The organism is Gordonia sp. PP30 (assembly GCF_023100845.1).
Taxonomy (GTDB): Bacteria; Actinomycetota; Actinomycetes; order Mycobacteriales; family Mycobacteriaceae; genus Gordonia.
The window spans coordinates 3,393,762-3,412,151 of sequence record NZ_CP095864.1; the positions used below are offsets into that span (position 1 = coordinate 3,393,762).

Sequence of the window (18,390 nt, forward strand, 5' to 3'; positions counted from 1 at the left end):
CGAGCGCCCGCGGAGGTCAGGCCCCCGAACGCAGGTACACCAGTAACCGCTGCGCCGGGTCTTCCAGGCCGAGGACGAGTTGATCGACCTCGATGTCACCCGATTCCGGGTCCCGGAACGGGATCCCGAGCTGCTGGCGTGGCTGTGCGACGCCGAACCGTCGCCAGCGCTCCCGAAACGCCACACTCCGGTCCGCCAACTCGGCGCCGGCGTCGGCCCCCGCATGTGCGGTCGCGGTGGAGCGCAGCACACCGACCACGACGTCCCGCATCGCGTCCAGGTCGCGGAACCGGCTCTGGAAGACGGCGTCGTCGAACAGCAGATCCACGTAGGTGCGGCGTTCCACGGGCACCCTGTCGAAGTCGATGAACATCCGGGCCGCCGCATCGTTCCAGGCGAGGATGGACGTGCCTGGGCCGATCATCATTGCGGGGAGGCCGCCGAGCGCGACGAGTAGCCGGCCGATCGGCTCGGGCGGAACCGCGTGGTCCCGCAGGCGCGGTTCGGCCGGCGGACCCTGTCCCGATTCCGCGAGCAACCGCCGCGCGTACCGGGCCTGATCGTCGTCAAGCGCCAGCGCGACGACGAGCTGGTCGAGCGTCGCGCGGCTGGGCGCGATCCGGCCCTGCTCGATCCTGGTGTAGTACTCGCGGCTGATGAACGCCCGCTCGGCGACCTCCTCGCGGCGGAGCCCGGCCACTTGCCTGCGCCCGACAGCGGGATCGGCGGCATCGGGGTGCAGGTCGGCTCGGCGGGCGCGGAGGAAGGCCCCCAATTCCCGGAGTCGAGGGTCGCGGGCACCACTCATGACCTGCACACTATCGCAGCGATTCACCGGATACCGGAGGCGTGAAGAGGCGCATGATCGGTCACGGGCGCGAGCATCTCCGGATTCCGAGGGGGTACGAATCGCTCCCCTCCCGGAGGCCCGCCGACGGACTGGTTTCATGAACACACCGAATCGAATCGATATCCACACCCACGTCATCCCACCGTTCTGGGGCGAAGCACTGGCCGAGCACGGCGGCGATCCGTCGGGCTGGGCGCTGCGACCTGGAGTCCCGACGCGCATCTGCGGTTCATGGACGACAACGCCATCGAAACGAGCATGCTGTCGCTGACCGCGCCCAGCGTCACCGGGTGGTCCCCGGCGGAACGCCCCGGCATCGCCCGTCGCGTGAACGAGTACACCGCCGGTCTGGTCGCGAACCACGGCCCCCGCTTCGGCAACCTCGCCACGGTTCCGCTTCCGGACGTCGAGGCCGCCGCCGCCGAGGCCGTGTACTCACTCGACGAGTGCACGCCGACGGGGTGGTTCTCCTGTCCAATTACGACGGAATGTACCTGGGTGACCCCGCTCTGGCACCCCTGTGGCGAGTCCTCGACGACCGCTCCGCGGTGGTCTTCGTGCACCCGGCCCGCCCACTCGCTCCCCTGCCCGGAATCCCGGGGCCGCTGGTCGACTACCCGTTCGACACCACCCGCAACGCCGTGCACATGGTGTTCAACGGGGTCCTCACCCGCTACCGGAACGTGAAGATCATCCTGTCGCATGCCGGCGGCTTCGTGCCGTACTCGGTGCTGCGGTTCTGCGAGCTCCAACCCGCTCTGCAGCCCGAGGGACCGACGGCCGATGAGCTGCTCGCCCAGTTCAGGCTGTTCTATTTCGACACCGCGCTCTCCTCGGGGCGGTACGCCTTCGGGTCGTTCGCCGAGTTCGCCGACCCAGAGCGGATTCTGTTCGGCAGCGACTACCCGTACGCATCGGCCGCGGTATCCCGGGAGTTCACCCGCGTCCTCGACGAGGAGACCGGGCTCACCGCGGAGCAGGCCGCGGCGATCAACTCCGGCAACGCCCGGAGAGTGTTCGACCGCTACCGATCAGCCGGCCTGTCGTCGCCAGCCGGAACGGCGACCGGGTCGACCTACAACGCACAAGGAAACCCCGCTTCGATCCAGATCGAAGCGGGGTTTCCGCAGGTGGTCCGCAGTGGATCGTCACAGGTCATGCAGAGTGCGGCGCAACGACACGGCGAACTCCGCGGCGTCGCGCGCGCTCAGCCGGGCGTAGTTCAGCACCAGACCGGAGATCGCGTGCACCGACGACTGACTGCTCAGCGACCGTGTGCGCCAACCGTCACGATCGAGCGCGTCGACCACCGCTTCGTCGTCGTGCCCCGCGAGGAGCACGCAGAGGTGCAGTCCGGCCTCCACGCCGGTCACCGGAAGGCCGGGACATTCCCGGTGGAGTGCGGTCACCAGCCGGGCCCGGCGATCGCTGTACACCCGCGCGGCCCGGGCGAGATGGCGATTCATCGCCCCCGAGCCGAGGAACTCTCCCAGCGCATCGGCGGGGAGTGACGACGGTCCGCGGCGGTGCACGGCCAGCCACCGTTCGACCGATCGGCGCAGCGCGGCCGGCGGCACGCACCACGCGACCCGCAGATCCGGCGATAGCGACTTGGACGAGGTACCGACATAGGCGACGTGCTCGGCGGCCCCCGGCAGAGTCGCCAGCGCGGGCAGCGGCGCGACGCCGTAGCGGAACTCGCCATCGTAGTCGTCCTCGATCACCAGTGAGCCCGTCCGCCGCGCCCAGTCGACCAGCGCCACCCGCCGCTCGACGCTCATCCGGTGGCCGAGCGGATACTGGTGCGCCGGCGTGGTGAACACGACCCCGGGCTCGTCACCGAGATCGGCCACGCGGAAACCGTCGTCGTCGGCGCGCTGAAAGCGGACGTCGAGCCCCTGCTCCCGCGCCATGAGCAGGGCCCCGCGGTACCCGGGGTCCTCCACGTGGAACGGCGTCATGCAAGCGTCCGGCCGGTCGGCGACGAACGCGGCGCACAGTGCGGCGATCGCCGACCGCGAGCTGTCGAACAGCAGCGGGTCCGCGGCGACGAGGCCCCGATGCCGGCGCAGATGCCCGGACAGTTCCGCCCGCAGCCCCGGGCTCGGCTCCTCCCACGGATTCAGCCCGGCGAGACCCCGGCCCGCGGCCGTCCGGACCGCCCGGCGCCAGGCCCGTCCATCCACCAGCTCCGCGTCGGGGATCCCCGGGCGCAGGTCGCGACGTGACCGTCCCTGACGAGGCTCGATCGCGGGCGCCGCCACCTCATCGTCGCCGCCCCGGGTCCGTGCCCCGGCGCGAGCCGCCTGCGACGCCCCCGCACTGATCCGCGTACCGGAGCCGTGGGCGGCGACCACGAAGCCGGCGGCGGCGAGTTCGTCGAACGCGCGGACGACGGTGCCCCGCGAGAGCCCGACCTGCGCGGCGAGCGTGCGGGTCGACGGAAGCCGATCCCCGTCGGCGAGCGCGCCACCGGCGATGCCGTCGACGATCGCTTTCACCAGATCGGCGGTTCCCGACACGTCGTCGAGAACCAGCGGTTCGGCACGGGTCGTGCGGGCCATGACGCAAGCATAGGCCGACAGGTCGTGACCGATCCGCCAAGTGGTCCTACGAAATCGGCGATAGTGGATCTTCTGTCTTCGCCACTATGGCGGTGAAATAGCGGGCATGACGATGTTTCGACAGTCCGCACGGCTACGGCACGTGCGCTACGACGTTCGCGGTCCGATCCTCACCGAGGCCATGCGCCTCGAAGAGGAGGGGCACGACGTGTTGCGCCTCAATCTGGGGAACATGCGCCCGTTCGGGCTGGAGGCGCGACCGGAGATCGTGACGGCCGTCGCCGCCGGCCTCGACGCCGCACAGGCGTATTCGGACTCGCGCGGGATTCCCGCCGCTCGCGAGGCGGTCGCCGACCACTATCGGCGCCGCGGCGTGGCCGACGTGTCGGCGGGCGAGGTGTTCTTGGGCAACGGGGTCAGTGAACTCATCACGCTCGTCCTGCAGGCGATGGTCGACCCCGGCGACGAGATCCTGGTGCCCGCGCCCGACTACCCGACGTGGACCGGTGCGGTGAACCTGACCGGCGGCGTGCCGGTGCACTACCGGGCGGACGAGGCGAACGGCTGGAACCCGTCACTGGACGACATCGAGTCCAAGGTGACCCCGAAGACCACCGCACTGGTCATCATCAACCCCAACAATCCCACCGGCGCCGTGTACAGCGAGGAGACCGTCCGCGGGATGGCCGACATCGCCCGTCGTCACGGGCTGGTCCTGCTCAGTGACGAGATCTACGAGGAACTGGTCTTCGGCGACGCCCGCCATCACCACGCCGCTCGCGCCGGCGACGACGTCCTGTGCCTGACCTTCGGTGGCCTGTCCAAGGCGTATCGCGTCTGCGGGTATCGCGCCGGCTGGGTGGTCGCCACCGGTCCGGTCCATCGCGCCGGTGACCTCCTGGAAGGCCTCACCCTGCTCTCCAACATGCGCATCTGCCCGAACGGCGCCGGCCAGCACGCGATACCGCTGGCCCTCGGCGCCGGCCTGCCCGGCTCGCCCTTGCCCGCCGGCATCGTCGATCCCGGCGGGCGCCTGGAGAAGCAGCTCGCACTGACCTCCGAGGCGCTCAACGCCATCCCCGGAGTGAGTTGCGTGCCGCCGCGCGGAGCGCTCTACTGCTTCCCCCGGATCGACACCGAACTCTTCGGCATCGATGACGACGAGAAGTTCGTGCTCGATCTCCTGCGATCGGAGCACATATTGGTAACCCACGGCACCGGTTTCAACTGGCCCGAACCGGACCATTTCCGGATCGTCTGCCTGCCCGAGGCGCCGGTCCTGGAACGCGCGGTCGAGTCGATCGCCGGATACCTCGACCGTCGGCGACGTTAAGAGGAGCGGAAGGCCCGGTCCTCCGTACTACTTGCCGACCGAACGAATCACCGTGTGCTGGAACGCATTGGTCGCATGGAGTTCGGAGGCCCAATACGCCGTGACACCGGTGCGCGCGACACCCACCGACTCCAGAGAGAGGGCGGGACCACCTTCGACGAGGCCGAGCAGTTCCGCGTCGCGCCGGCTGACCGCCAACGCGGTCGGGTAGACGATCTCCCACTCGATCGGGCCGGCACCTGCGATCTTAGCGATCTCGAATACCGGCTGCGTCGCGTCGGCGTCCTCTTCTGCCACGCCCGGGCGCAGAACCACGTTGTCATCGGCGCGGATCACCGGGACGCCATCGGCCGACCACACCTTCGTGTAGCGCAGGACGCGGGCGCCGACAGGAACCTCGTACTGTGCAGCCTCCTCCGGGGTGACGATATCGATCCGCGCATCGGGCACCGCGGTCGAGGCCTCGGCGCCCGTGGAGGCGATCAGCTCAGAGCGATCGATCTTCTGATCGATACGCGCGGAGACGTCGAGCATGCGGGGGTTGACTACCGTGTCGGCCCCCTTGCGCCGGCGAATGTAGCCACGTTCCTCGAGGCGCACCAATTCCTCCCTGATCGCCGGGCGCGACGCGGCCAACGTGGCGACCAGGGTCGGTTCCCCGGGCATCGGGGTCCCGGACTCGGCCGCCCTACGCCACACGTCCACGAGTCGATCCCCCAACCCGCGAAGGTTCTCGGTGTTAGCCATGCCGGACACTAACACGATGTCCGGCGCCCGCCGCGGCGAGAGAGAGGCCGGCTGCGACGAACATCGGCCACTCCGGCCCGACCCGCAGCAGCAGCGCCCCGACCAGCGCACCGAGGCCGATCGCGACGATCGCCACCGCGCGACGGTGCCACAGACTCCGAAACCGATCTGCCACCATCGTCTCCGACGCGAGCGAGGTTAGAGTCGATGTCACGACGACGGTGGTCATGTCCGCAATCGCGAGCTTGCGAGCCACCGCGGCCTGTTCCCCCATCACTGCCGCGGTGGCCGCGCTCACCGCGACCCGGACGAGCTCGGCGTCGGTACCGACCGCCGCCAAGACTCCTCCGAGAACCGCGAGTAGGACTCCGCCGCCGCCTAGCAGCGCCGTGTTCAGCCGATTCCACGCTGACGTCGCGTTCCGCAGGGCCATCCCGGTGCCGAATGCGCCTCCGGTGAAGGCCAGCAATGCGAAGGCGGGTCCGAGGATCGGCAGTCCGTCGGCGCCAGCCGCCGCCATCGCGAAGATAACCACGTTGCCGGTCATGTTCCCGGTGAAGACCCTGTCCAGCGCGAGGTAGCCGACGGCGTCGACCACGCCCGTCACGAAGGTCAGCGCGACCATCAGCGACACCATCGTGTCCGGGAGCTCGCGCCGACGCACCCCCGACGCGACCCTCACGTGCCGCAGCCACTGAGGGCCGGCGATATCTGCGGCCAGACCTCGGCGGCGAACAGTTCCAGTGAACGGCGAGTCGCTGCGGTGGAGAGACCGGGGAACTGCACCAGCAGGTCCAGCCGGTCAATGCCGGTGAGCTCGATGTACGCCCTGAGTTCCTCGGCGACTTGGGCCGGCGACCCGAGGACGACATTCGACTGGCGGAGTTTCGCCGGGACGGTGTCCGGGTTCTCCGGCAGAAAGCCGGCCGCGATCGCCTCCTGGGCATACCGCCCCTCCGAACCACTGCTCATCGTGGCGTACAGGTCGAATGCGCCCTCGAAGTCGCGCCACGCCTGGTCCCACGAGTCCGCGATCATCACGGCGCGCACACCTCGCACGCCGCCGGTTCCGCCGGCTTCGCGGTAGCGGCGGATGTGCCCCGCCTGTGCGGCACCGGTCTCCGCCTGCCCGACGACGAAGTTCAGGCCGTTGCGCGCGGCGTGCGTCACCGACAGCTCATCCCGGCAGGCCACCCAGATATTCCGGCGAACACGCTCACCGTCGTCGAAGGTCAGCTTCGGCAGGTCCGGCGCGGTGGAGCCGTCGAGCAGTTCCAGGATCTCGTCGACGTGACTGCGATAGACCTCCTGGCGGCGGATCCGCTCGACGCCGGAGTAGCCGGTGCCCTGGCCGAGACCGAATTCGGCGCGGCCGCCGGTCAACGTGTCGAGCATGCACATTTCTTCAGCCGCGCGAGTCGCCGCGACATCGGGGATCACCTTCACCCCGGTGCCGAACCGCATCCGCCCGATCGTGGCGGCGGCCGTCGCGGCCAGCATCTCCGGGTGAGGGACCCGGCCGTAGAACCTGCGCCCCCGCGGAACAAAGTGATGCTCACCCACCCAGACCGCATCGAAGCCGAGGGACTCGGCGAACCGAAACTCCGCAAGCGCGCGGTCGATCAGCTCGGCCGTGCTGACCTCGGGCTTCTCCCACATCTGGTAGAGCAGGCCGACCGGCAGCTCGTCATTCATCGACGTCTCCTCCCGGCGCGGCGATCAGCTCGACACCGAATGCATGAGTCTGGTGGTCGGCCTGGTTGGTGTCGTCCAGTTCGAGGTTGAAAAACGCCATTTCAGACGGCCCGAAGAACGGACCGGCATGCCAGGTGCCGCGCAGGAGAAGGACCGCGACATCGCCGGGAACCCGGAACATGGCGATGTCATCGATGTCCGGACGGGCGTCCGGATCGTCCGGATCGCCTGGCGGCGCGACAGCAAGGATCCATTCCGTCCCGCCGACGGCAGCGAGCACCTGTGTCACTCGACGGTGGCGGGTCACGGCGGTCAAGCGCGCAGGACGGTCGTGCAGCGCCATCACGTAAAAACGTGGGAGCCCGCCCGACAGGTCGAGCAGCCGTTCGCCGGGTCGGGGAGACTCCCCGTCGGGAACAGCCGCGAGAACCTCGCCGAACTGCGCGAACGCGGCTTCGGTCAGTGGTCGGACCGGAATGGCCCTGGGTTCGGTCCTGGTCATGGCGCACCTCTCGATCGGTCGTAGACGCCGACGCTAGCACATGTCTGACAGGTCAACCGGGCCGTCATATCGCCGAAACAATCAAGGTCCATCGTGGAGACATGAATCTCAGAATCGACGTCGCCGGCCCGGTCGCAGCAGTCACCACCAACGGGTTGCTCGACGCCTTCTGGCGCTACGAGACCGCACTCATGGACAACGACGTCGATGCGCTCGACGACCTGTTCCTCGCCGGCGATAAGACGATCCGCGCCGACCACGAGGCGGTGCTGCAGGGCCACGACGCGATCGCACGATTCCGAGCCGCCCGGACCAGCGGCGCGCCGGCACGCCGCGTCGTCGACGTTCACGTGCGCGAACTCGGCGACGACCTGTGCGTAGTGCTCGCCGAGACATGCCGCTCTGATGGCGCCCCCGGGCTGCAATCCCAGGTCTGGAAGAACACCGCCGACGGCTGGAAAATCGCCTACGCCCACGTCAGCGCCGGAGCTCCGCGCGACTCTCGAATCTGGCGAAAAGTGGGAGCGCCACTAGCGGCCGCGACCGGCACCGGTCCGCTCACCGGACTGACCGTCGCGGTAAAAGACCTGTTCGCCCTCGCAGGCGAACGAATCGGCGGAGGCACTCCCGCCTACCTGGAGCAGGCGCCCATCGAGGAATGCAATGCCGCCGCCGTGGACGCCTTACTCGCCGCCGGCGCGACCGTGACCGGGCTCGCGCATACAGACGAACTCGCCTACAGCCTCGGCGGAACAAACCCGCACTACGGCACGCCGGAGAACCCGGCGGCCCCGGGCCGGATTCCGGGAGGCTCCACCAGCGGGCCTTCCGTGGCGGTCAGTTCCGGCCAGGTCGATGTAGGCTTGGGCACCGATACCGCCGGATCGATCCGCGTCCCGGCCTCATACCAGGGACTCTGGGGACTGCGACCCACGCACGGGGCAGTCGACACCGGCGGGCTGCTACCGCTGGCCCCATCCTTCGACACGGTCGGCGTCCTCACACGCGACCTGACCACCCTCACCCGCGCCGCCGATGTGCTCCTTCCCGAATCTGAGGCGACCGAGATCATTACCGTCGTCGTCGACTCCGCGCTCCTCGCCTACGCTGATCCGGATGTCCGCCGCTCTTTCGAGCGGGCGGTCGAATCGATCGGCGCCTGCACACCGGTCGAGGAGCGCGATGTCCTCGGCGCCGATTACGACAACGTGTTCAGCGCGTTCCGGACGCTGCAGGCCTACGAGGCCTGGCAGACCCACGGCAGCTTCCTCACCAAACATCCGAGGGCGGTCGCGACCGACGTCGCCGGACGGTTCCGCGACGCGTCGAGCGTCACGCTCACCGACGCCGGCGCGGCGCGGCGCGGACTCAACCGGTTCCGTGACCGGCTTGCGACCACACTCGGGACAGGGACGGTCCTGCTGCTGCCGAGCACCTCGAGCGTTGCGCCGGCTGCCGGCGACGGTACCGCCGAACGGGCCCGCGCCGCCACGCTTCACCTCACCTGCCTCGCCAGCGCCGCAGGCCGACCCGCACTCTCGATGCCGATGCTGTGGGTCGGGGGCCTCCCGGTCGGCTTGTCCGCAGTCGGATCACCTGGCCACGATCGGGCACTACCGCGCTTCGGCGAACAGATCGCTGCCATCCTGACCTGAGCCGACCGGCGAAATCGGATCGCTCAGAGCGGCCTTTCTGTTTCTCGCCTGTTACGCGCCGTAAAGACCTTATTGCAGAACCCTTATATAGGTATCGCAACCTGTCAGACAGGAATATAGTCAGTCCTGTCGGATGGTCAGACCAATCACCTCCGATAGCCAGAAAAAGAAACTCGAAGCCGACCAGAAAGACGGTGTAAGCGATGACGGAAATGCCTCCGCTCACCGGATTCGTTCGGCGATCGACGTCGGTCGGATCCGAGATCGTCGCCTATCTCGAGCGTTTGATATCCACCGGCGACCTCGCCCCGGGGACACGACTTCCCTCCGAGCGTGAACTGGCCGCGCAGTTCGAAGTATCCCGGGCGTCGCTCCGTGAGGCCATGCACGAGTTGGAAGTGAAGAACATGATCGCCCGCCGGCCGGGTCGCGGCACCATCGTCGCAGAATCCGCCGCCTGGAACGTCGACCTGTACGAGCGCCTGTCCGAAGCCGAACGGACGCTCCGGGACGTCGCCGAGCTCCGCGAGACCATCGAGCCCCGCGTAGCCGAACTGGCCGCCACCCGGATCACCGACTCGACGCTCATCGCTCTCGAGGAGGTTCTCCAAGCGACCACCGCGCCGCTGGACCAGGAGGAGTCGATGCGGCTCGATATCGCCTTCCACATGCTCGTGGCGCAGGCATCGCAGAACCGCCTCCTCATCGCCCTAGGCAGCTTGGCCAACGAGTGGACCGAGTCGACGCGGACCCTGTCCCACGCCGACGCCGCATCGCGGAGCCTCTCGCATTCCGGCCATCAGCACATCTACGAAGGACTCCGCAAGCGAGACGCCGACGCCGCGCGAAAGGCCATGGTTCAGCACCTTTCCGAGGTCGCCGCAATGACCCGCCGGCACCATCCGTCGTTCTGACGACCCGACCCCCGCCCATAAATCACCCCCCATTGGAGAGAGAAGAACGATGAAATCCAACCTCAGCGAACGCTGGAAGCGCGCCGCGGTCGCCGGTGTCGCCGCAGCGCTGGCACTGGGCCTCACCGCGTGCGGTTCGGGTGACGACTCGGCCGGCTCCGGCAAGAGCATGACCGTGGTCCTCCCGTGGTATGCCGACCCTGAGGGCGGCGGCTACTTCGCCGCCCAGGAGAAGGGCATGTACACAGGCAAGGGTCTGCACGTCACCCTGCAGCCGGGCGGCCCCCAGGTGTCGGCCACCCAGCTCGTGTCCTCCGGCCGTGCACAGATCGGGCACACCGACGCCGCCGGCGTGGTCGCGGCACAGCAGCAGGGTATTCCGATCGTGGCGATCGCCGCGATGTACCAGGACAATCCCGTCGGCGTCCTGTCACACAAGGACCAGAACATCACCTCGTTCGAGCAGATGAAAGGACGCAGCCTGGTCAGCCAGGCCGGCGCCTTGTACCCGGTGTGGCTGGACAAAGAACTCGGTGTTCCGCTGAAAACGGTCCAGTATCAGGGCTCTATCGCGTCCTTCCTGCACGACCCGTCTCTGCTTCAGCAGGGCTGGCCAACAAACGAGGTACGGCAGGCCGAGGAACAGGGTGTGCCGGTCAACTTCATTCCGTACTCGAAGTCGGGCTTCAATCCCTATAACGATGTGCTCTTCACCTCGAAAGACTATTTCGACTCACACAAGAAGGAACTGAAGGATTTCCTCGAAGCCAGCATTCAAGGGTGGCATGACTACTTGGCGGACATCGACACCGCGACGGCCGCGAACAACGCGATCCTGAAGGCGAATTCGGAGCAGTCCAAGGAGTCGGTCTGGTTCGCCTGGGACGCCCAGCGCAAGTTCATCGTCGCCGGCGACGGCGCCCGCCAGCTCGGCGCGATGACCGAAGCGCGCTGGAGTCTCCTCCTGGATCAGCTGCGCAAGCTCGACCAGATCAAGCACGAGGTCAAGCCGTCGGACGTCTACGACGCGTCACTGCTTCCGCAGATCGCGGCGCCGACCGACCTCCCACCGATCCCCGCCGGCTGACACGCGCCAGCCCCCTCCCCGACGAGTCGACAAGGAACCTTTCGCCATGACCACGGTCTTCACCGGCGGCGCCGTCATCATCGACGCCCACAGCGAACTGACCGAGGGATACGTCGTGGCCGACGGCGGTGTCATCACTGCCGTCGGCCACGGCCGAGCCGCTCACGAGACCCTGATCGCCGCGGACACCGTGGTCGACACGACCGGGCATGCACTCATGCCGGGTTTCATCAACGCTCACTGCCATCTCTTTCAAGCGATGTTGCGCGGAATCCACACCACTCAGTGCCTGGAGGACTGGCTCGACAACGACATAGGGCCGTTTCTGAGCTCCCTGCAGCCGGAAGACATGTACCTCGCCGCCACAGCGGGACTACTGGAGAACCTCCGGTCGGGAGTGACGACCGTCCTGGAAAACCAGTACGTTCACCAACACCCACACAACACCGATAGCGTCGCCCGAGCCTTCGCCGACACCGGAATCCGAGGACTGATCGCCCGCGGCGGAATCGATCGCAACCCCACCGGCCGCCTGGCCTCCAGGCTCGAAGGGATCGACGTCTACGTCGACCAGCTGACCCGGTTCGCCGGCGAATGGAACGGGGCCGCCTCCGGCCGGATCCGCTGCGAGGCCGCCATCCAGACCACATGGCTCGCCAGCGAGGAGCTCTGCGCACGGGTCGGCGGCCTCCTCGCCGACACCGGAATGGGCCTGCACGCCCATTGCGCAGAGACTCGCGCGAGCGTCATGTCGACCCTGGCCACGCATGGCCAGCGTGAAGTCCCGTACTTCGACAGGCACGGCCTCGTGACCCCTGCAACGCAACTGGTGCACTGCGTCTGGCTCGACAGACACGAACTGGAGATCATCGCGGCCGCGGGCGCGACAGTGGTCACCTGCCCGACGTCCAACGCCTACCTGGCATCCGGACCCGCACCGGTGTCGGATCTGCGTGCTGCCGGGGTCCCGGTGGCCATCGGGTGCGACGGTCCGGGCAGCAACAACGGGCAGAACATGTTCGAGGCCGTCAAGTGGTCGGTGCTCGCCGACCGACTCCGCACCCTTGACGCCGGACTCCTCGACGAGGTCGCGGCCCTGGACATGGCCTGGGAGGGCGGGGCCCGGGCAGTCGGACTCTCCGGCAGTATCGGTGCGATCCGGGAAGGCTATCTCGCCGACCTGGTGAGTCTCGATATCGAATCTCCCGGCTATTCGGGCTCATCGAACCTGCGCAAAGCCCTGGTGTTCGCCGGGTCCCCGGCCGACGTCGACGGTGTCTGGGTCGACGGCCTGCAGGTCGTGGCCGGCGGCGAGGTCCTCTCCTCCGACCGGCACCACATCCACCGATCGCTGCAGCAGCGTCGCGCGGCAATCGTCAACCACGAGTACACGGCGGTGAACTGATGACTGCATCGATGAAAGAAGCACCGAGCCCCGACATCGAGGACGCCCTCGTCCGGTTCGAAGCGGCAGAGAAGGTGTATGGCAACGGCTTTCGCGCGCTCGCCCCGATCGACCTGGATATGTCTCCCGGCGAGATCACGGTCCTCGTCGGACCCTCGGGTTGCGGGAAGACGACACTGCTTCGGATGGCGGCCGGCCTGACCGAGCCGACCTCCGGGACCGTGTATCGCGCCACCGAGCGGCTGTCCTATGTCTTCCAGGATCCGACCCTGCTGGCCTGGCGCACCATCCGCGCGAACGTCGAACTGGTCGCCAAACTGCAGAAGGTGCCCCGCGAGGAGCGACGCAAGCGGGCCACGGACGCCATCGCGATGGTGGGCCTCGACGGGTTCGAGAGATCCTATCCCCGGGAACTGTCGGGCGGCATGAAGATGCGCGCCTCACTCGCTCGATCGATCACCAGCGAGCCCGAACTCCTGCTCATGGATGAGCCGTTCGCGGCGCTCGACGAATTCAATCGGGAGAAGATGGGCAGCGAACTCCTCCGACTGTGGCGAGAGAAGCAGTTCGGCGTCCTCTTCATCACACACTCCATCTACGAGGCATGCACACTCGGCCATCAGATTGCGCTGATGGACACCGGGCCTGGTCACATCGTCGAAATAATCGACTCCCCCAGCCCACCATCGCTCGATCCCGGATTTCAGCGTGACGAACCGGCGCTGCGCGCCCTTCAACAAGAAATCTCCATCAAGCTAGGAAGCTTCCGCGAATGACTGTCATCGACGCACTCACCCTGCCCGCTCGCCGAATCAACACGCGTCCCCGCAGCGACGCCACTTCCACGGCATCCAGGCGATCGACGGCCCGGCGCTTATCGCGACTGCTGCCCCCGATCGGAGCTTTCGTCGCCTTCATCGCGCTCTGGCAACTAATCATCGTCCTTTTCGATGTGCCCGGGTACATGCTCCCGTCGCCGCTGACGCTCGTGAGCGAACTGTGGAACGAACGGACCTCCATCCTCGGACCGACGTGGGTCACCATGCAGGAGTCATACCTCGCATTCCTCGTGGCGACTGCGGTCGGTGTCGCCGTCGCGCTCGTGATGGCCCGATGGAATATCGCCGAACGCGGCCTCTATCCGTACCTGATCGTGCTGCAGACCATCCCGATCGTGGCGATCGCGCCGCTGTTCGTGGTCTGGATCGGCCCCGGAAAGGCGACCAACATGCTTGTCGGCGCGATGATCGCGCTGTTCCCGGTCGCGGCGAACACCCTCCACGGCCTCAAGTCCATCGACCGCAACCTGGTGCAGCTCTATTCGATGGCCGGCGCCTCGCCGACGGCCGCACTGTTCTCGCTCCGGTTGCCGGGGGCCTCGCCGTCGGTCCTTACCGGCATGCGCATCGCTGCCGGTTCATCGGTGATTGGCGCGATCGTCGGCGAGTTCGTCGCCGGTGTCGGCGGTGGGGACGGCGGCCTCGGCTACATCATCACGCAGAGCGCCGTGCAGCTGCGGACCCCGCAGCTGTTCGTCGCCGTCGTGATGGCCAGCGTGGTGTCGCTCCTGTTGTTCGGTGCGGTCGCCCTGGCGGAGAAGGCGCTGCTCGGACGCTGGCACGAGTCCGCACTGCCCGACGACGAGTGACCTAAGGAGAACCACCCATGACACGAATTTACCGACTGGCGCACCTCACCACTACGGATGTGGACGCCATCGACAAGAAAAACGCGGTAGTGGTCCAGCCGATCGGCGCTGTCGAACAGCACGGACCGCACCTGCCACTGATCACCGACGCGATGCATGCCGAGGTGATCGCGGAGGCGGCCGTCGAATCGCTGCCCGACGACTCCAACATCTGGTTGCTGCCAACTCTGCACTACGGCAAATCGACCGAACACCTCGGGCGTCCCGGCACGGTCGCGATGTCCGCGGCCACCCTGATGGCCGTCTGCATGGACCTGGGGAAGTCTCTGGCGGCAAGCGGGTTCGGCAAACTCGTGTTCGTCAACGGCCACGGCGGGCAGCCGAGTCTGCTCGACGTCGTCGCTCGCGACATCCGGTACGAGACCGGTCTGGAGGTCTTCCCGGTGATGCCGATGCGATTCCCGTCGCGGCACGACATCGGTGGCGGCGACGCCTTCGACATTCACGGCGGCTTCGGGGAGACATCGCTGATGATGGCGATCGCCCCGGACCTGGTTCACCACGACCGAGCGTTCGCCGACGGTCAGCAGGCGGCCGCCGCCTTCGACGGCTTCACCCACCTCACGCTGGAGGGGGTGTTGCCGACTGCCTGGCTCACCGACGATCTTTCGGACTCGGGCACCATCGGAGACCCGACCGAGGCCAACGCCGTGGCAGGCAAGGCGATCCTCGACTCGGCGGCAGGACAGCTCGCCGAAGCGCTCCTGGAGGTCAAGGCCTTCGCCTTTCCCGATCGGACCTCGTCGTGAACGTCTGGACGCTGACCCGCGGTCACGCAGATCTGCGCCGTCCGGTCCGTCCCGTCATCGAACTGACGGTGCCGGCCGAGCCCGCTGAGATCACTGTCGACCTCGCCCGCACGGCGGTCCTGGTGATCGACATGCAGAACGATTTCGTCAGTGAGGGCGGATGGCTTCACCATATCGGCGTCGACGTATCAGCCGCCGATGCGGCCACCGACAGATTGGTGTCGGGTCTGCCGGTGCTGCGCACGGCGGGGGTGCCCGTGCTGTGGGTGAATTGGGGCAATCGCCCGGACAAGGCGAATCTGCCGCCCGGGGTACTCCACGTCTACGATCCCGACGGCGGCGGGGGCGGGATCGGCGACGAGGTCGGCAGGTCGGATGCCGTGCTGACCAAGGGGAGCTGGGGCGCGGCCATCACCGACCGACTCGTGCCGGCCCCCACCGATCTGCACGTCGACAAGTATCGGATGAGTGGGTTCTTCGACACCGAACTCGACTCGATCCTGCGCAACCTGGGCGTGGACACACTCCTGTTCGCCGGAGTGAACGCCGACCAATGCGTCTACGCGACACTTGCCGACGCCGCGTGCCTCGGTTACGACGTCGTCCTCCTGGAGGACGCCGTCGCCACCACGTCGCCGCCGTACTGCCTGGACGCCACCGTCTACAACGTTCGCCAATGCTTTGGATTCACCACCCGTCTTGCGGCGATGGTGACCGGAATCGAGGAATCATGAGTACCGCACCCACCCTGAACCACATCGGAGATCTGACCGCCTACAAGATCTCGCCAGAGGACACCGTGACTCTGACGGTGCTGTCCGGCCCGGCCACGTCCGGGTCGGGATCGACGGTGTGCTTCGAGATCTGGGATCCGCGCGGCTCTCAACCCGACAACAGTCACCCGGAGTCGACCGAGACCTTCGTCGTGCTGAAGGGGTCCGGGATCGCGCACAGCGACGAGCACATCGCCGCCCTGAACCCCGGCACGGTGCTCGTCTTGCCCAAGGGCTCGGTTCACCACATCGTGAACACCTCCGACACTGAGAAGATGTACACCGTCACGGTCATGGAGAGCGACGGCGGATTCGAAGACATGATTCTTCGCGGCGTTCCCGTGGAGCTCACCGACGACGACCGGGCGGTGCTGGCCACCGCAGCCGAGACCGGGATCGGTCGGCAGTGAGCAGCACGATGATCGATGCCCGGGCTGATCTCGCCGGCGGGTATCTACGGTCGACCCCGGACACCGTCCTGCTCGGTGAGCTGCCGTGCGCGTCCGACACCCCGGTCACCTCGGTCAACCCCGGCGACGTCATCACCATCGACACCGTCAGTCACGAGGGAATCCTGCCCGACCAGGGAAGCGACCCACGCGCGTTCTTCGCTCGCTTCGGCGTCCCGGAAAGCCAGGTACTGCCCGATGCGATCGATATCGCAGAGTCGGGCCGCCGCCCGGCCGGCGCAGGGCCGCACGTCGTCACTGGGCCGATCGCGGTCCCCGGTGCACGGCCGGGCGACCTGCTGGCCGTCACCGTCATCGATCTGGTCCGGCGCGCCGACTACGGCATCGTGTCGTCACGGCACGGCAGGGGCGCGCTGCCCGATAGGTTCCCCGCTGAGGACGTGACCAGTGTGTTCTGCCTCGCCAATGGCGACGTCGGCAGTCTCCCGATGGTGCAGGACGAATCCGCGTTCGCCGGTGGCGGACGCGCGATCCGGTTCCCGCTGCGCCCGTTCCTCGGGATCACCGGGGTCGCATCGGCGGACGGGGTGCGCCCCAACTCGGTGCCTCCGGGTCTCTACGGCGGCAACCTCGACATCACGCACCTGGGCGTCGGATCCACGCTGTTTCTGCCGGTGCAGGTGCCAGATGCATTGCTGTACGTCGGCGACCCGCACTATGCACAGGGCGACGGCGAGGTTGCACTCACCGCGTTCGAGGCCCCTCTCCGCGGCACCCTCCGAGTCGAGGTGGTCCCGGGCGGCGCGTCGACCGCGAACGGCCGTCCGTTCGCCGAGACCAGCGACTTACTCATCGCGATCGGGCTCGACGCCGACCTCGACGAGGCATGCCGCGACAGCGTCCGGGGCGCACTGGAGCTCATCGAGCACCGGTACGGGGTTCCCGCCGGCCTCGCCTATGCCTACCTGTCTGCGGCGGCCGACGTCCGGATCTCTCAGGTCGTCGATCAGGTGAAGGGCTGCCACACCGTCATCCGCAAGGACGACTTCCGGGAGTGGTCGTGACCGGGGACTGGTTCGCGGTGCGCCAGTACCCGAACCGGGTGTATCTGATCTCCGAGCCCTGCCACGTGAACAGTTACCTCGTGGTGGGTGAGGAGAGGGCGCTGCTGTTCGACACCGGGCTGGGTATCGACGACATTTCACAGGCGGTGCGAGGACTCACCGATCTCCCCCTGGTCGTCGTCAACTCGCACCACCATCTGGACCATCGCGGCGGCAATCAGCATGTGCCCGCCGTCGACTTCCTGGCGCACCCGTCCGGCTCGGGACTGTACGGAGCCGTGGAGCCGGCGGAGCTAGCGGCATACGCGGAGTCGGCGAAGTCGATGTACACGACGTACACCGCACTGCGGGATCTCGACAAGATCAAGTTCTTCCTCACCCCGGACGATCTCACCATGCGCCCGATCCCGGACCTGAGCAGCTGGAGGATACCGGCCACCGAACCGACCGGATTCCTCGATGACGGCGACGTGATCGATCTGGGCGGGCGGAGCCTCACCGTCCTTCACACGCCCGGACATGTTCCCGACTCGATCTGCCTGTGGGAGCGCGACACCGGAGCGCTGTTCTGCGGAGACACTCTCCTGACCACCACCTACTGGGCGCATCTGACCGACAGCGATGTGCCGACGTTCGCCGCCTCCCTCGCTCGACTCGCCGCACTCGACGTGACGACGGCCTTCGTCGGCCACAACCTGGTCGCGGATGCGGGACCCGACTTCGTACGGGACGTCGCTGCTCGATTCGCCGCCGTCGTCCGCGACCCGGATATCGGTGTGGTCGTCGAGGGGCCGCAGGGCCGGCCGGTCCGGCGCGTCGACGGCAACGGCTTCGCCATCCTCACCGCCGTCCCCGGGAGCCCAGCCACCACGCTCTAGCGGCGGCCGCTCATCCGAGGCTCCCGCGGCTTCACCGCTACAGCGCCCCGCCCGGC

At 67.7% G+C, this 18,390-nt stretch carries 18 protein-coding genes and 1 pseudogene; 13 read left to right on the top strand and 6 right to left on the bottom strand.

The annotated features are described in order from the left end of the window. Positions 1-16: 16 nt before the first annotated feature. Positions 17-808: a helix-turn-helix domain-containing protein gene (locus tag MYK68_RS15690; RefSeq protein ID WP_247864687.1), complete on the bottom strand. Its 792-nt coding sequence runs from the start codon at positions 806-808 to the stop codon at positions 17-19. A gap of 530 nt (positions 809-1,338) precedes the next feature. On the opposite strand from MYK68_RS15690, the pseudogene MYK68_RS20850 reads away from it, so the two are divergent. Next, positions 1,339-1,812 (top strand): annotated as a pseudogene (locus tag MYK68_RS20850) (amidohydrolase family protein); the annotation flags it as partial. A 186-nt stretch (positions 1,813-1,998) separates the two neighbouring features. Here the strand turns inward: MYK68_RS20850 and MYK68_RS15700 are convergent. Beyond that, positions 1,999-3,414: an aminotransferase-like domain-containing protein gene (locus tag MYK68_RS15700; RefSeq protein ID WP_247864688.1), complete on the bottom strand. Its 1,416-nt coding sequence runs from the start codon at positions 3,412-3,414 to the stop codon at positions 1,999-2,001. A gap of 106 nt (positions 3,415-3,520) precedes the next feature. Between MYK68_RS15700 and MYK68_RS15705 the strand changes: the two genes are divergently transcribed. Continuing rightward, positions 3,521-4,747 (top strand): pyridoxal phosphate-dependent aminotransferase, encoded by a 1,227-nt coding sequence (locus MYK68_RS15705; protein WP_247864690.1) that lies wholly within the window; start codon positions 3,521-3,523, stop codon positions 4,745-4,747. Positions 4,748-4,774: 27 nt separating this feature from the next. Here MYK68_RS15705 and MYK68_RS15710 read toward each other — a convergent pair whose 3' ends face one another. The 4 genes from MYK68_RS15710 to MYK68_RS15725 form a co-directional block, all read right to left on the bottom strand. Further along, the gene (locus MYK68_RS15710) at positions 4,775-5,413 is read right to left on the bottom strand and encodes a GntR family transcriptional regulator (protein WP_247864692.1); all 639 of its coding nucleotides are present in this window, start codon (positions 5,411-5,413) and stop codon (positions 4,775-4,777) included. 73 nt (positions 5,414-5,486) lie between these two features. Continuing rightward, complete coding sequence (locus tag MYK68_RS15715; RefSeq protein ID WP_247864694.1) at positions 5,487-6,119, bottom strand: YoaK family protein; 633 nt, start codon at positions 6,117-6,119, stop codon at positions 5,487-5,489. Positions 6,120-6,172: 53 nt separating this feature from the next. Continuing rightward, positions 6,173-7,189 carry an LLM class flavin-dependent oxidoreductase gene (locus MYK68_RS15720; protein WP_247864696.1) on the bottom strand — a complete coding sequence of 339 codons (1,017 nt, stop codon included), beginning with the start codon at positions 7,187-7,189 and terminating at the stop codon, positions 6,173-6,175. Continuing rightward, positions 7,182-7,691, bottom strand: coding sequence for an ureidoglycolate lyase (locus tag MYK68_RS15725; protein WP_247864698.1), 510 nt, complete (start codon positions 7,689-7,691; stop codon positions 7,182-7,184). The genes MYK68_RS15720 and MYK68_RS15725 overlap by 8 nt, the downstream gene beginning before the upstream one ends. A gap of 101 nt (positions 7,692-7,792) precedes the next feature. On the opposite strand from MYK68_RS15725, the gene MYK68_RS15730 reads away from it, so the two are divergent. The 11 genes from MYK68_RS15730 to MYK68_RS15780 all read left to right on the top strand — a co-directional run bounded on the left by MYK68_RS15730 (position 7,793) and on the right by MYK68_RS15780 (position 18,334). Next, entirely contained in the window at positions 7,793-9,346 is a 1,554-nt protein-coding gene (locus MYK68_RS15730; protein WP_247864699.1) for an AtzH-like domain-containing protein, read from the top strand. 203 nt (positions 9,347-9,549) lie between these two features. After that, a complete protein-coding gene (locus MYK68_RS15735) occupies positions 9,550-10,260 on the top strand; it encodes a FadR/GntR family transcriptional regulator (RefSeq protein WP_247864700.1) in 711 nt (236 codons plus the stop codon). 49 nt (positions 10,261-10,309) lie between these two features. After that, on the top strand, positions 10,310-11,347 hold the full coding sequence (locus MYK68_RS15740) for an ABC transporter substrate-binding protein (RefSeq protein WP_247864701.1): 1,038 nt from the start codon (positions 10,310-10,312) through the stop codon (positions 11,345-11,347). Positions 11,348-11,393: 46 nt separating this feature from the next. Further along, positions 11,394-12,752 (top strand): amidohydrolase family protein, encoded by a 1,359-nt coding sequence (locus MYK68_RS15745; RefSeq protein WP_247864702.1) that lies wholly within the window; start codon positions 11,394-11,396, stop codon positions 12,750-12,752. Beyond that, positions 12,752-13,528 carry an ABC transporter ATP-binding protein gene (locus MYK68_RS15750; RefSeq protein ID WP_247864703.1) on the top strand — a complete coding sequence of 259 codons (777 nt, stop codon included), beginning with the start codon at positions 12,752-12,754 and terminating at the stop codon, positions 13,526-13,528. The genes MYK68_RS15745 and MYK68_RS15750 overlap by 1 nt, the downstream gene beginning before the upstream one ends. Beyond that, positions 13,525-14,400, top strand: coding sequence for an ABC transporter permease (locus MYK68_RS15755; RefSeq protein WP_247864704.1), 876 nt, complete (start codon positions 13,525-13,527; stop codon positions 14,398-14,400). Before MYK68_RS15750 ends, MYK68_RS15755 begins: the two co-directional genes overlap by 4 nt. A 17-nt stretch (positions 14,401-14,417) precedes the next feature. Then, entirely contained in the window at positions 14,418-15,209 is a 792-nt protein-coding gene (locus MYK68_RS15760) for a creatininase family protein (RefSeq protein ID WP_247864705.1), read from the top strand. Further along, positions 15,206-15,943 (top strand): cysteine hydrolase family protein, encoded by a 738-nt coding sequence (locus tag MYK68_RS15765; RefSeq protein ID WP_247864706.1) that lies wholly within the window; start codon positions 15,206-15,208, stop codon positions 15,941-15,943. Before MYK68_RS15760 ends, MYK68_RS15765 begins: the two co-directional genes overlap by 4 nt. Continuing rightward, on the top strand, positions 15,940-16,392 hold the full coding sequence (locus tag MYK68_RS15770; RefSeq protein ID WP_247864707.1) for a cupin domain-containing protein: 453 nt from the start codon (positions 15,940-15,942) through the stop codon (positions 16,390-16,392). The genes MYK68_RS15765 and MYK68_RS15770 overlap by 4 nt, the downstream gene beginning before the upstream one ends. Next, the gene (locus MYK68_RS15775; RefSeq protein ID WP_247864708.1) at positions 16,389-17,456 is read left to right on the top strand and encodes an acetamidase/formamidase family protein; all 1,068 of its coding nucleotides are present in this window, start codon (positions 16,389-16,391) and stop codon (positions 17,454-17,456) included. Before MYK68_RS15770 ends, MYK68_RS15775 begins: the two co-directional genes overlap by 4 nt. After that, positions 17,453-18,334: an MBL fold metallo-hydrolase gene (locus tag MYK68_RS15780; protein ID WP_247864709.1), complete on the top strand. Its 882-nt coding sequence runs from the start codon at positions 17,453-17,455 to the stop codon at positions 18,332-18,334. Before MYK68_RS15775 ends, MYK68_RS15780 begins: the two co-directional genes overlap by 4 nt. Positions 18,335-18,390 lie beyond the last annotated feature (56 nt).

Bases quoted from the DNA above. Each gene is read 5' to 3' on its own strand.
- MYK68_RS15745 (WP_247864702.1), top strand. From the start codon at position 11,394: ATGACCACGGTCTTCACCGGCGGCGCCGTCATCATCGACGCCCACAGC.
- MYK68_RS15750 (WP_247864703.1), top strand. From the start codon at position 12,752: ATGACTGCATCGATGAAAGAAGCACCGAGCCCCGACATCGAGGACGCC.
- MYK68_RS15730 (WP_247864699.1), top strand. From the start codon at position 7,793: ATGAATCTCAGAATCGACGTCGCCGGCCCGGTCGCAGCAGTCACCACC.
- MYK68_RS15760 (WP_247864705.1), top strand. From the start codon at position 14,418: ATGACACGAATTTACCGACTGGCGCACCTCACCACTACGGATGTGGAC.
- MYK68_RS15715 (WP_247864694.1), bottom strand. From the start codon at position 6,119: ATGGTCGCGCTGACCTTCGTGACGGGCGTGGTCGACGCCGTCGGCTAC.
- MYK68_RS15755 (WP_247864704.1), top strand. From the start codon at position 13,525: ATGACTGTCATCGACGCACTCACCCTGCCCGCTCGCCGAATCAACACG.
- MYK68_RS15735 (WP_247864700.1), top strand. From the start codon at position 9,550: ATGACGGAAATGCCTCCGCTCACCGGATTCGTTCGGCGATCGACGTCG.
- MYK68_RS15725 (WP_247864698.1), bottom strand. From the start codon at position 7,691: ATGACCAGGACCGAACCCAGGGCCATTCCGGTCCGACCACTGACCGAA.
- MYK68_RS15700 (WP_247864688.1), bottom strand. From the start codon at position 3,414: ATGGCCCGCACGACCCGTGCCGAACCGCTGGTTCTCGACGACGTGTCG.
- MYK68_RS15770 (WP_247864707.1), top strand. From the start codon at position 15,940: ATGAGTACCGCACCCACCCTGAACCACATCGGAGATCTGACCGCCTAC.
- MYK68_RS15710 (WP_247864692.1), bottom strand. From the start codon at position 5,413: ATGCCCGGGGAACCGACCCTGGTCGCCACGTTGGCCGCGTCGCGCCCG.
- MYK68_RS15740 (WP_247864701.1), top strand. From the start codon at position 10,310: ATGAAATCCAACCTCAGCGAACGCTGGAAGCGCGCCGCGGTCGCCGGT.
- MYK68_RS15705 (WP_247864690.1), top strand. From the start codon at position 3,521: ATGACGATGTTTCGACAGTCCGCACGGCTACGGCACGTGCGCTACGAC.
- MYK68_RS15720 (WP_247864696.1), bottom strand. From the start codon at position 7,189: ATGAATGACGAGCTGCCGGTCGGCCTGCTCTACCAGATGTGGGAGAAG.
- MYK68_RS15690 (WP_247864687.1), bottom strand. From the start codon at position 808: ATGAGTGGTGCCCGCGACCCTCGACTCCGGGAATTGGGGGCCTTCCTC.